We start from the raw sequence: 13,302 nt of genomic DNA on the forward strand, positions 1-13,302 counted from the left end.
AGGAACCCTATATAGGGTTCCATGATGGAATTTTAACTTATTCAGTATAAATTTATTCATCTTCATAAACCCCTAATGGAACCAGAGTAGTACTCATGTATACGTTAAGTTTTAACTCTGGTTCTCTATAAATTAACCCCTTGTACTAATAATATTTTTGTTTCATCAGAATAGTTGTTCTACTTTTAAATAATCCTAGTTGCTTTACTGTCAAAACCAGTTATATTAACAGTTATTAAGCATATATTCTATCACCTCATAAGAAATCAATGCTCTATTATTGTAGATGTCCACTAAGCTCTCTTGGTGACAAGCAAAAATTCCATGCTGAAGCATAGCTGCTCCAAAGTCTCTTTCTAGTGCACCATTATAAGTTGCCAGCACACAGTACTCTGCTGCATTTCCACAAAGTACAACAAAATCAACTTCTTTTTCTTTTAATATTTCTTCTAAATTTGTCCTCCAAAAACTGTTGCTAAAAGTCTTTAAAACTTCTATATCACTATCCTTACTAACCAGTTCTTCTACATTTTCAAAGGTACTATCATTACCACCTTCAATATCTCTAATCACTATGACTGGTTTACCAGCCTTTCTAAATAATTTAGCAGTTTCATTTATATATTCAAAAGTATTATGGTATTCCTGTTCTTCTTTTCTATGACCTATAAAAGCTTCTTGTACATCAATTATTAATAATGCAATATTCATTTTGCACGCCTCCTAAATTATATTTTAACTAATGAGGAACTTCATTTTGAACAGTTACTTTAGAAGAAAATATAACTTTCACCTTAAACTTGTTTTAAGAGACAATAAGCGTGGGAGAATTATCCTTCTAAAGCCTTGTTAAAATTGGGCATAAAAATGCCCGGATGAAATAATTACTTCTCCCGGGCAGCAATTTCAAAACATTTTTCACAGATTTTTAATAAAATGTGCCGGGAACTATGCTTATTTTTACTATACTATTTAAATTCATCATAATACATCGCTCCCTTCCTACAATTTATACCATAATTATACACTTACATATATATCCAGTCAACCCTATAAGGAAAACTAAACTACTTTTTTAAATCAACTCTAGAAACCACTCATATTAATGCTTTCATCATATTACTTTAAGACAAAAAACTTGAAGTTTCTATAATCACACCTTATAATTCCACTTTACATTAATTTAATATATACAAATGCCTCACCCTGCTATAAATAAAACTAAGCATTTTCACTACTTCAATGACACCATACTTTAACTTTTCAAGCTATAAATCTATAAAGGAAAACATAATCATATTAGCAAAATAGGAAAAGTACAACATTCCCATACGTGCTAATATGTATCTAATACTTACTACTTTTTCTTGGAGGAAAAATATATGAAGAAAATTAAACCTTACAATTTATATCTTATTATTACTTTAATATCCCAGATACTTTTTTCTCTTATTTTCACTGTTAACATTTTATATCATATAAATACAGCTAAATTAAATCCACTGCAATTAGTTTTAGTAGGAACAGTATTGGAAATAACTATATTTTTATTTGAAATACCCACTGGAATTGTTGCTGATATAAAAAGCAGGAAGTTGTCTATTATAATTGGTTATACCTTAATGGGCACTGGCTTTATTATAGAAGGTTTTTTTCCCTTTTTCTTTTCTATAATTATATCTCAGTTATTTTTTGGAATTGGTTATACCTTTATAAGTGGCGCTACTCAAGCATGGATTATTGATGAATTAGGAGAAGAAAACTCAGGAAATATTTTTGTAAAAGGATCTCAATTGGGACAACTTGGGGAATTAATTGCAATCCCAATTAGCATAATAGTAGGCTTAATAAGTCTTAGCCTACCAATTGTGCTAGGTGGAGTTGGCATGATTCTTCTAGCTATTTTTTTAACAATTGTAATGACAGAAGATGGCTATACACCAAGGCCTCATAAAAATCAATCCCACTGGACTCAAATATTAGATACATTAAAAACCACTAAGCAATATATTAAACTCAATCACCTCTTAATTCTATTGCTTGCTCTAGGTTTAGCTTATGGTTTATATAGTGAAGGCTTTGATAGATTATGGACTGCACATCTAATAAAAAATTTCAATTGGGATTTAATGAAGACTTTAAACTCTGTTACTTCTTTTGGCATAATTAGAGGCATCTCTATTTTATTATCAATAGTTGCCTTAGAAATATTAAATAGAAGGTTACATTTTAATAAATTAGCTTTACTTATTAAAGTACTGCTAATAAGTTCACTAATAATCATGCTTTCCCTAATTGGCTTTAGCTTGACAAAGAACTTATATATCGCACTAATCCTATTTTGGATTATCAGTATAGCGAGGAGCATTACAAGCCCATTATTAGATACTATGTTAAGCAATATTATTACTGATAATAACATTAGAGCAACTATTTTTTCAGTCAGAGGCCAAGTTGATTCAATTGGTCAAATTTTAGGTGGCCCTATTGTAGGTTCATTTGGAGTTATTTATTCAATTAGAACTGCCTTGCTTATATCAGCTATTCTTTTATCACCAGTTCTATTAATCTATAAATTAATTATTTATAATTTGAAAAAAATAATTTCTATAAAAATTAAGGAGTGATTTTATAGAACATATAAAATTAAGAATGAAAAACCCAAATTAAACTCCTCCATATGAAATAATATTGTCAACTGTACATTCAATAAGATTATTTATTACAGGCGATAAATATCATTGGGCCAGGATAGCTTATTTACTCACATCCACATGCTCTATGTTCCTAATAGATAAATAAGCAATAAATGCTCCTACAAATGAAAATATAATGGGTATTATAACTATAGAACTTAACGAAAATCCATTAGCATTTGAGCACATAACAGTTACAATTAATATGGAGGATATTATTGTAGTTGGCACTGATTTTTTTCTCATTCCAAAGTATAGTGGTATTAGTGACATAAAAGCAGAAGTTACTGCGCTAGTATTAATTGAAATTATTGCGTTTGATAAAATTTCTTTAGTAATTTCATCTGGTATAAAGTTAGTAAAGCTATTAATTGCAATTAAAATACCATCTATAAAAATATTAGACAAAAATATAGCTACAAAAGTGAATATGAGCACAATGATGAGTTTTGCTACAATGAGCTTTTTTCGGTTTATTGGATACATAAAGAGCAGTGTCATTGTGCCATTTTTATATTCTTCAATAATTAGTTTGGAAAGTAGTACTGATGCAAATATTATAAAAGTAGCTTTTACTGAAGAATCAACCATTTGAAAAGCAAAGTTATAATTATTTAGTATTAGATCTCCTTCACTTTTGGATATTAAAATCCCAGCTATCATTATTCCTATTATCACTAAATTAGCAATAATAGCACCTTTAATATATCCTGCAACTTTAAACTTTTTCATTTCTAATTTCATAAGCTTAAACATTTATACTACCCCCATTTAATAAATTTAAGAAATATTCTTCCAAGGATCCATTTTTCTTAGTTATCCCCTCTATGGATATATCACTGTTAATTAGTGTTTTAGTTATTTGATTTTGAGATATACTGCTATCATATATTCTAATTGTTTTGCTATCCAGAACCTTAAAATTAGATATATTAAGTTCATTTGACAGAATATAAGCTACCTTTTCAGCATCACTTACAATTAGCTCTATATATTCCGTATTACCTGCTCTAATACTCTCCATAGAAACCTCTTCAATTAACCTACCATTATTAATAACTCCTATGGTATCTGCTATTTGTTCAATCTCCGCTAAAATGTGGCTAGAAATTAATATGGTTATGCCATACTCTTTGCTAAGCATTTTGAACAAATCCCTAAATTCCTTAATGCCTATAGGATCAAGACCATTGATAGGCTCATCTAGGATTAACAATTCTGGCTTTGTAGTTATAGCTCTAGCAATGCCCAGCCTTTGCTTCATACCAAGAGAAAAATCCTTTACTGATTTATTATCAATATTTTTTAAATCTACAAGATCTAAGGCTTTATCTATAGCCTTCTTATCAAAGTATCCCATATACTCACAGTGAAGTTCTAAATTTTCCCTAGCTGAAAGTTTTTCATAAAATACAGGATATTCAATGATGGTTCCTAACCTTTTTAGTACCTCATAGGAGGTATCCTTTAGTTTTTCACCAAAGATTTCAATTTCCCCACTGGTAGGCTTAACTAAGTTAGTGAGCATTCTCATAAGGGTTGTTTTACCTGCCCCATTTGGTCCAAGAAATCCATAAATTTCTCCTTTTTTAACACTCATATTCACATTAGATACAACTTCCTTGCCATTATAGGTTTTTGTCAAATTATTAGTTTTTAATACATATAACATTTTTATCTCCCCATTCCAAATTTTCAGTATTTATGAACTGTCTATATTTATATTGTAGCAACTTGATTTATCTTTTTTTTTACTTAAATCTTACAAAATTCTTAAGTTTGCATCCAAAATAAAAAAGATGCTCAATTTTACTAAGCACCTTATTGACTAGTAGGTTATTTTTTTTAGCTTAACGGTAAATGCCGTCTTCTCATAAGGCTTACTTTCTAGGAAAATTTCTCCTCCTAAGGTTTCAACAAGTCTTTTTGTTATGGTGAGCCCAAGGCCACTGCCCTGATACTGCTTGTTTCTTGAGTCCTCAAGAGTATACATTCTTTCAAAAATCCTATCCTTATATCTTTCACTAATTCCTTTACCTTTATCCCAAATTTCTATATATACATAGTCCTCATCACTTTTTAAGGATAGTCCTAGATACTTTCCTGCAGCTCCATACTTAATAGCATTTGAAATTAAGTTATTTAAAATTCTATCTATAGCCTCTTCATTTCCCATAGAAAAAACACTTTCTTCTGGAACATCAATATGAACTTCAATGCCATTACTTGTTAAGACATCATAAAAACCTAAGAGGGTTTTTAAACAAAGTTCTTTTATATTAACTCTTGTTAAGGGAATATCCTTGTCCCCTGCTTCAAGCTTTGCTAAATCAAAGAATTTATTAATTAACTCTAAAACTTCTCTTGCTTTACCTTCTACCTTACACAGCAAAGTATCTCTTTCTTCTTTACTTATATCCTTATCCAGTTTTATTGTTTCAATGTATCCAAGTACCACTGTAAGCGGAGTTTTTAAGTCATGAGAAATGTTTGATAGCATTTTTTTCATTGCTATTTCTGTCTTTGAATAATCTGCCTGTACCTTTTGATTATACTCTAAGAGCTTATTAATTCTTGTTAATACTGAAATAAGTTCTTTATCATCAGTAAAAACTAAAAGTTTCTCATTTGTGCAATTATCAATGATGTTGTCTAGCTTCTCATAAGTGTACTTTAAATCAGCACTTCTTTTCTTTTGTGATATATATTGAAAACAAATTATACCTGCTAAAATCAAAATAATTATTGATAAAAAATATATCATTTAATTTCACCTAGCTTATACCCTATGCCCCATAAGGTTTTAATGTACTCAGGCTTTGAAGGATTATCCTCTATTTTTTCTCTTAATCTTCTCATATGAACACTTATTACATTCTCATCTCCAAAATAATCATCTTTCCAAACAAAACTATAGATTTCTCCCTTTGTAAAAACTCTGTTAGGATTTGAAATAAATAACTTTAAAATATCAAATTCCTTTGAAGTAAGCTGCAAGTTTACACCATTTTTAGTAACAGTATAATTTTTAAGTTCAATAGAAAGGTTGCCAAAGTTAATAACTTCCTCTTCTTTCTTCTGCTCGCTTTGTGAGTATTTAGTTGCTCGTCTTATTGCTGCCTTAATTCTTGCTGAAAGTTCAACCATAGAAAAAGGCTTAGCTATATAATCATCAGCACCTAACCCAAGACCAATAGCCTTATCAAAATCTCTATCCTTTGCTGACATAATTAAAATTGGTATTGAGCTTTTTTCCCTTATAATTTTCAAAACTTCCATTCCATCAAGGTTTGGCAGCATTATATCAAGAAGAATTAAATCAAAGGAATTGCTAAAAAACTTACCTAGACCTTCTTCTCCATTTAAAGCTGTAGTTAGGGTAAAACCTTCTTTTTTTAAATAATTCACTACCATTTCACTTATAGACACATCGTCTTCAATAAGTAGAATTCTATTTTCCATAAAACATAACCTCATTCTTACATAACAATTATTTCAATATTATACCATAGTATCCCAATACATACCAAATCCTTCACTTTTATAATTATTTTTCTACTTAACTGCATAAAACAAGGAGTGCTCCTCTAAATCTCTCTTTTATAAGCTGTTATTAAATGACTTATAAGCCCTTTTATATAATTTTTGTAAAGGTTTAAAAAAAGAAGTGAAATGAAGATAAATTAATGATAGAATATTGTTGTCAGCATAAGGCATTTTCAAATGCCTAATTATAAAAATCCCTCAAGGAGTATTTCTTGAGAAAAAATATTTTTTTAGAAAAGGAGCATTAATATGAATAAGCCAATTTTATCAGCTCACTTCGAGTCAAGAATGCCATCAGATGTAAGACTAGCTCAAATGAAATATGAAGAGCGTAAAGTTAAACCTGAAGCTGTAATCAACGTAGGTATAGGTAACGTTTCTCTTCCTACAAACCCAGCTATGATGAAAAGAATGTTTGAACTAGGTGCACCTGAAAGCCCATTTGCAAAAGGTGTTGTTAGATATTCAACTACTGCTGGTGTTCAAGAGTGCCAAGATGCTTTCAAAAACATCCTTAAGTGTGAAGGTTTTGATACAAGCAAATTATTTGTTCAAGTAACTGACGGCGGATCTGCTGCTATGGAATTGCTTTTACTAGGAGTTTGTGGTGCTGCAGGCACTGGGGACAAGCCACTTATGGTTATTGACCCAGCATACACAAATTATATTTCTTTTGCAGAAAGAATTGGACGTAAAATTGTTACAGTATCTCGTGATTTAAATGAAAATGGTAAGTTTAGTCTTCCAGAATTAAATAAAATAGAAGAATCAATAAAAGAGCATAATCCAGGAGCACTTCTTGTGATTCCTTATGACAACCCAACTGGACAATACTTTGATTTTGAAACTCTTAAAGAATTAGCTAAGCTTTGCGTGAAGTACAACATGTGGATGGTAAGTGATGAAGCTTATCGTGAATTATTCTATGATGTAAACAGTAAGCTTGTAAGTATTTGGGGAGTTACTGATGCTGAGGTTCCTGGTATTGAAGGAAGAAGAATCAGTATCGAAACTACATCAAAAGTATGGAATGCTTGTGGTTTAAGAATAGGTGCTCTAATTACAGATAGTGCTGAATTCAACAACCGTTCTGTTGCTGAGTATACTGCAAACCTTTGTGCTAATGTAATTGGTCAGTATATCTTCGGTGCTCTTGCTCATCAAACTAAAGAAGAAATTGCTCAGTGGTGCACTAGCATTAGAGAATACTACAAAGAGCAAATCTTCAACGTATACAATGGTCTTAAAAAGCAAGAGCCTGGCTTAATTGTTTCTAGCCCAGATGCATCTATCTACACAGTAATCGATGTTAGAAACGTAGTAAAACCTGGCTTTAACGGAATTGACTTCATTTTATACTGTGCTCAAGAAGGATCTGTTAACATTGATGGAGTTGAAACAACTCTACTTGTAGCACCAATGAAAGGCTTCTACAATGTAGCTAAAGATGCAGTAAACCCAGGAAATACTCAATTTAGAATTTCCTTCGTTGAAACTCCAGAAAACATGGCAAAAGTTCCTGAGCTATTTGTTAAGCTTTTAAGACAATTTGAAGCTCAAAGATAATTTAAAAATTATATAGTTTTAAGGGAAGCCAAAAATGGCTTCCCTTAATTTATATTTTAAGAAGAATCTATGCTAAATTTTTTTAAGTTCCTCTACTGTTCTTTCATTTCTTACATCTCCAGTGTTCAATGTTGTTTTTGCTTCAATCAACATCACATGTACTTCTTCTTCAGCAACTGGCATATGTTCAACTCCTTTTGGAATAATAAGAAATTCTCCTTCTTTTAAATAAACGTCTTTATCCCTAAACCTAATAATCAATAGTCCTTTTAGAACATAAAACATCTCATCTTCATTCTCATGTATGTGCCATAAAAATTCACCCTTGAATTTGGCAACTTTCACATATGATTCATTAACCTCACCTAAAATTTTAGGACTCCAATGCTCATTAAAAAGATTTAACTTCTCGTAAATATTGATTTTGTCCATTTTTATAGCTCCTTTGAATTATAAATTCATTGTATCTTATCTAACTATTGTTTCAGTACTTAATTGTACATCATAGCAATATAATTATTTAAATATTAAACATAACTAAATATAAATTGCTCCCCTAATTTTAATATCTTTTAATATAACTCTATATAAATAATTCTGGCTCTCTTCTTGAAGCGAAATCAACCTCTAGCTCATATTTATGCCTTAAGTAATCCTCATCATCATAATATTTTGCATCATTAGGACATTTTTTAATACATGCCCCACATTTAATACAAATTCCCTTTAGCATAAACACATCCCGAAAATCAATAGATCCCATTGGACAAACACCTACACAAATTTTACAATGATTACAGTTATCACTAGTCTTCGGAGTAACCTTCCTAATATCAACAGAAATTCCTTCTTTATTTTTAGGCTTATAATATGCTCTATAAGGCTTGTCTCCTTTTACAGCTAGGGTTTCAATTTTAGCTTCACCAGTTAATTTATCATATATTTTACTAGCAAAATCACTTACTATAGCCATATCCTTTTCATCAGGTCTATTTTCAGCAAGTGTCTTAGAAAATGAATGTTCTCCTATAAATGCACCTGCTGCTATGACCTTGAAGTCATTTAACTCTAGTATATCCTTAAGCTCTATTAAAGCATCATCATAATTTCTGTTTCCATAAACAACTACTGAAACAGCTAAGGCACCATTACCTTTTATGGAGTTCAAATATTTCAATAAAACATTTGGCACTCTTCCTGCGTAAACAGGAACCCCAATAATAACAATATCTTCAGCTGTAAAAGATAGCTGCTGCTCTCTATTTTCTGGTAGTGTAAAATTAATGTTATTTATAGTTATATTCTTATGAATATTTTCTAAAATCCCTCTAGCTATACCATCTACTATTTTTTCAGTAGTACCTGTAGCACTAAAATATATGACATTAATTTTTTTATTCATAGCTTATCCTTAGTGAGAGGAGGTATAACAAGTACCAAACTCCCCCTAAAACTCACCTCTTTTCTTTAACACCTTTTCTATGTATACCATTTATATTACTCTCTTATTTCTTAATCTTAAATTACACTGGCAACACCTAATAAGAATTTTGTGAACTAATTTATAATTTTTTGATAAAAAAAAATCTTACATGTTTGATATTTCTATTATGCTTTTTATGGAGCTAATAATTGGTACCAATAAAATTAATCCGCTTATTATCATTGCACTTATGGGTAGACTTTTCTTATAACCTTTTCGAGTAATTGCAATAATGCCTATCACAAAACTAACTAAAGCTATAGCAAACATAAAATTCATTATAAAGTAAGAAATAGCCAAACTCTTATTTAAGCCTGTACCTATTGGCGCCGACAAGTCTATGATTGTTTGAACAACAACATAGATGATAGGAATCAATGCTAATAAAAAAGATATAATTCCCAGTTTTGAATGTTTCAATCTTTCCATAATACACCCCCTCTACAAGTATTTCATAATATCTTACTAATATGTGGTTTTGATTTCCAACTATTCATTTCTTTTATTATACATCTTTTCCTTCATTTCTAGTATAGTGCATATAAGTAGACAATTAGGGTGAAAATGTTATGTCAATTAATTGTCAAAGAGAATTTGAGCTTTTAAAGCTCAAAATCCTATAATTATAAAAGCTACACTAAATTGACACAATTGAGACAAGGATGGAAAAATAAACAAATTTACATTCCCTCTTGACTTGCGTTAAAAATAAACTTTTATTACCCATATATGAAAATACTTTGGTACAATAGTAGTATCACATTAGCATTAAGGAGATATATTTATAATGAAAAATTTTTTCTTTTTGGTATTCACAATATTACAAGTGCTTCTTCTCGTTGCAGCATATGGAATACAATTTTTTTCCATGAAAAAGATGGGCATGATGAGGTATGTACTATTTATTAATAAAGAATGGCAATCTCAATATCCTATTTCATTATTACAATGGGTTTCTATTTCATTTTTAGTATTATTGTTTGTTGCCATTATTTTATATGCAAAGGTAAAAAGGGGTAACTATTTTAAAAGTAAGAAATTTTTATCAATGTTAATAATAGATACAATACTTACTTTTTCATATGTAATTTTTACTTTAACATATTCAACGGAAAGTTATCGTTCATATTATTTTACCACTTTAATATTAGCAATCACTACATTAATGCAGCATATAAAAATCCTAGTTTATTTAAAAGACAAAAAATAAAACCTTACATTGATGTTTTGGTTTTACTACGGTTATAAAAAAGTCCACTTGGTGGATTATGGTTAAGGTGTCCACAAATTTTAAATTTTATAAATTCCTAAAGAATAACAAAAAATGTCTGAAAGCCTATTGCTTTCAGACATTTAACTTATTTATGTTTAGCTGCTGCTTCTTCTGGTGTGATAGCCTGTATTGGATTTTTTTCATCCATCTGCCATGCGAACCATCCACCATCATATAATTTTACATTTTTCCATCCATTTTCATAGGTCATTAAGAATGGAATAGTTGCTCTCCAACCCGTACCGCAGTAAAATGCAATTTCGTTATCCTTTGTAACACCCTGTTCTTTCCACATTGCTACAGCTTTATCAAAGGAAATAAAGGTTCCATCAGCATTACGGTAATCAGACTCATCATGTCCCCATACAGCTCCTTGTGGTTCCCCAGCTCTTTTAATATAGTCATAACCACTTACTTTGCCTTGAAATTCATCTATACTTCTTATACTAACCAATCTGAATTTATTATTTTTTTCCATTTCAGCTATTACATCCTTTGGCATTGATAAAAGGTACTCAGGATGTGCTGGTATTGCTACACCAAAATCTTTTGTTGTAGCTACTGGATTTTCAATATCTTTATTTGTTTCATATCCTGCCTTTGTCCATGAACTCAAGCCACCATCAACTACCTTAACATTTTCAACACCAGCCCAAAGGCAAACAAATGCAACCCTAGTAGCACCTGAGTCACCACCATAAATAATAACAGTGGTATCTTTTGTTATTCCATAGCTCGCCATGACTTTCTTAATCTCTTCGCCTGTTCTTATATTCCAATAATCTGGCTCTTCTATTTCATCTGTATTTATATGTACTGCTCCAGGTATGTGAGCTACTTTATAGTCTTTTGCCTCACTAGCTGGACCCCAAGATGCTTCAAGGATTTTATAATCCTTTGATTCTGGCTGTTTACCATCAATTACACTTTTTACCCAATCTGCAGATACAAACACTTTTGTCTTTGCCATTGCCTCAACAGTCTTAGTATTTGTTGAACTATTTGCTGAATTATTTGTAGCTGGCTCAGGTTTAGAGGCACAACCAGTAGCTAATACAGTAAACATAGTTATTATAAGAAAATACAACATCAACTTCTTCTTCATTTTACCACTCTCCCTAAAATAAACATTTCAATATCTTATTTTAACATCCGATACATTATATTACTCCATGATTTAAAGTTAGTCTAATAGCACTTTTTAATGATAGATGCTATTACTATTGTTTTTTTCAATAAGTCTTGTATATAATAAATATTCACTTTAGTAGGTGTTAAGCTATTCTAAAACTTAAGTAAAATCATCCAATGTTAAAATTAATTTATACTATTATTTTTAATTTTTCTTCAACTCTAGTATAATGTATATAAATAGATAATTAGGGGGAAAATGTTATGTCAATTGATTGCCAAAGAGAATTTGAACTTTTAAAGAAAATTGGTTTTGTAAGAACTAGCGGCTCAGAAGAAGAGTTTAAAGCTGCAAACATGTTACTAGAAGAAGTTGCCTCCATAGGATGTGAAGGACACTTAGAAGCTTTTAAAGCTCCAACTTCTAAAATTGCAAAAGCTACACTAAAGGTAGTGGAACCCTATGAGAAGGAATATGAGATTGCACCTTACAATTGTGCGATTGGTACACCTGAAGGTGGAATAACTACTGATTTCGTATATATTGAGGATGGACTTGATGTAAATTTAGTGGACCTTAAAGGAAAATTTGTACTTATAAATACTCGTCCAAACCCTAAGCTTTATAAAAAACTTATTGATGCTGGTATTGCTGGCTATATAACTATGTCTGGTACTGCTATGGATGAGGAGGATAAAACTGATATTTCTATAGCTAGAATCCGTGAAAAAAATACACAACATGGAAAAATACCTGCTGTAAATATGCGCATGAAAGACTGCTTCGAAATTGTTAGGGACAAGGCTTCTAAAGTACATGTGGAAATAATCATGGAGGATATAGAACTTCCTTCTCAAAATGTGGTTGTAACCTTAGAAGGAACAAAATACCCTGAGGAGATAATTTCCTTCGGTGCTCACTATGATAGTGTTCCTTATAGTACAGGAGTATATGACAATGGAGCTGGTTCTGTTATCATAATGGAGCTTTTAAGACATTTTAAAGAAAATCCACCAATGAGAACTGTAAAATTTGTATGGTATGGTTCTGAGGAAGTTGGACTTCTTGGCAGTAAAGCTTACTTAAAAGACCATGAAGAAGAGCTTAAAAAACACCTTCTAATGATTAACGTAGATGTTGCTGGTTCTATTCTTGGAAAAGAAATGGCTTTAGTTACTGCTGAGCAAAGCTTAGTTGATTATATTGATCATACAGCTAAAGTTAAAGGATTCCCACTTAAAGTAGAGCAGGACATATACTCAAGTGATTCTACAGCTTTTGCTGATGCTGGAATTCCGTCAGTTACCTTCTGCCGCTTTGCCCCTCATGGTGGAGCCTTTATTCATACTAGAAATGATGTTATGGATTACCTAAGTGCTGAAGCTCTAGAAAAAACTACTATTATAACTAAGGAATTCAGTGAATCAATTATAAACTCAGTGGTATTCCCAGTTGAAAGAAAAATTCCAGATAAGATGAGAAAAGAATTGGACAAGTATTTTGATAAAGAACCTAAGAAAGAAGAGTCATCTGATAGTAAAAAATAATTATAACAGGGCTATTTCAAAGTGAGCAGTTAAAGCTCCGAGTGTGTAAATAAGTCTGT

Annotated in this window: 13 protein-coding genes; 4 read left to right on the top strand and 9 right to left on the bottom strand. The window is 30.9% G+C overall.

Annotation, left to right across the window (positions count from 1 at the left end; all coding sequences use genetic code 11):
* Nucleotides 1-225: 225 nt before the first annotated feature.
* The gene (locus B3040_RS18800) at nt 226-711 is read right to left on the bottom strand and encodes a cysteine hydrolase family protein (RefSeq protein ID WP_291576693.1); all 486 of its coding nucleotides are present in this window, start codon (nt 709-711) and stop codon (nt 226-228) included.
* A gap of 671 nt (nt 712-1,382) precedes the next feature.
* On the opposite strand from B3040_RS18800, the gene B3040_RS18805 reads away from it, so the two are divergent.
* Nucleotides 1,383-2,627: an MFS transporter gene (locus B3040_RS18805; RefSeq protein ID WP_291576695.1), complete on the top strand. Its 1,245-nt coding sequence runs from the start codon at nt 1,383-1,385 to the stop codon at nt 2,625-2,627.
* Between the two features lie 129 nt (nt 2,628-2,756).
* On the opposite strand, the gene B3040_RS18810 is transcribed toward B3040_RS18805, so the two are convergent.
* From B3040_RS18810 to B3040_RS18825, 4 genes are all read right to left on the bottom strand, one after another.
* Entirely contained in the window at nt 2,757-3,452 is a 696-nt protein-coding gene (locus B3040_RS18810; RefSeq protein ID WP_291576697.1) for an ABC transporter permease, read from the bottom strand.
* Nucleotides 3,445-4,368: an ABC transporter ATP-binding protein gene (locus B3040_RS18815; protein WP_291576699.1), complete on the bottom strand. Its 924-nt coding sequence runs from the start codon at nt 4,366-4,368 to the stop codon at nt 3,445-3,447. The genes B3040_RS18810 and B3040_RS18815 overlap by 8 nt, the downstream gene beginning before the upstream one ends.
* Nucleotides 4,369-4,524: 156 nt before the next feature.
* Complete coding sequence (locus B3040_RS18820; RefSeq protein WP_291576702.1) at nt 4,525-5,460, bottom strand: sensor histidine kinase; 936 nt, start codon at nt 5,458-5,460, stop codon at nt 4,525-4,527.
* A complete protein-coding gene (locus tag B3040_RS18825) occupies nt 5,457-6,158 on the bottom strand; it encodes a response regulator transcription factor (RefSeq protein ID WP_291576704.1) in 702 nt (233 codons plus the stop codon). Before B3040_RS18825 ends, B3040_RS18820 begins: the two co-directional genes overlap by 4 nt.
* Before the next feature lie 333 nt (nt 6,159-6,491).
* Between B3040_RS18825 and B3040_RS18830 the strand changes: the two genes are divergently transcribed.
* Entirely contained in the window at nt 6,492-7,808 is a 1,317-nt protein-coding gene (locus B3040_RS18830) for a pyridoxal phosphate-dependent aminotransferase (protein WP_017413955.1), read from the top strand.
* A gap of 72 nt (nt 7,809-7,880) precedes the next feature.
* Here B3040_RS18830 and B3040_RS18835 read toward each other — a convergent pair whose 3' ends face one another.
* The 3 genes from B3040_RS18835 to B3040_RS18845 all read right to left on the bottom strand — a co-directional run bounded on the left by B3040_RS18835 (nt 7,881) and on the right by B3040_RS18845 (nt 9,720).
* On the bottom strand, nt 7,881-8,240 hold the full coding sequence (locus B3040_RS18835) for a cupin domain-containing protein (RefSeq protein ID WP_017413954.1): 360 nt from the start codon (nt 8,238-8,240) through the stop codon (nt 7,881-7,883).
* Between the two features lie 151 nt (nt 8,241-8,391).
* A complete protein-coding gene (locus tag B3040_RS18840; protein ID WP_291576708.1) occupies nt 8,392-9,210 on the bottom strand; it encodes a flavodoxin family protein in 819 nt (272 codons plus the stop codon).
* Nucleotides 9,211-9,396: 186 nt separating this feature from the next.
* Entirely contained in the window at nt 9,397-9,720 is a 324-nt protein-coding gene (locus B3040_RS18845; protein WP_291576710.1) for a hypothetical protein, read from the bottom strand.
* A 358-nt stretch (nt 9,721-10,078) separates the two neighbouring features.
* Between B3040_RS18845 and B3040_RS18850 the strand changes: the two genes are divergently transcribed.
* A complete protein-coding gene (locus B3040_RS18850) occupies nt 10,079-10,501 on the top strand; it encodes a hypothetical protein (protein WP_291576712.1) in 423 nt (140 codons plus the stop codon).
* Nucleotides 10,502-10,649: 148 nt separating this feature from the next.
* On the opposite strand, the gene B3040_RS18855 is transcribed toward B3040_RS18850, so the two are convergent.
* Nucleotides 10,650-11,669 (bottom strand): sulfurtransferase, encoded by a 1,020-nt coding sequence (locus B3040_RS18855; protein ID WP_291576714.1) that lies wholly within the window; start codon nt 11,667-11,669, stop codon nt 10,650-10,652.
* Nucleotides 11,670-11,959: 290 nt separating this feature from the next.
* On the opposite strand from B3040_RS18855, the gene B3040_RS18860 reads away from it, so the two are divergent.
* Nucleotides 11,960-13,243: a M28 family metallopeptidase gene (locus B3040_RS18860; RefSeq protein ID WP_291576715.1), complete on the top strand. Its 1,284-nt coding sequence runs from the start codon at nt 11,960-11,962 to the stop codon at nt 13,241-13,243.
* Nucleotides 13,244-13,302 lie beyond the last annotated feature (59 nt).

Origin of the sequence: Clostridium sp. UBA4548 (assembly GCF_002387895.1) — a bacterium.
Classification (GTDB): Bacteria; Bacillota; Clostridia; order Clostridiales; family Clostridiaceae; genus Clostridium_J.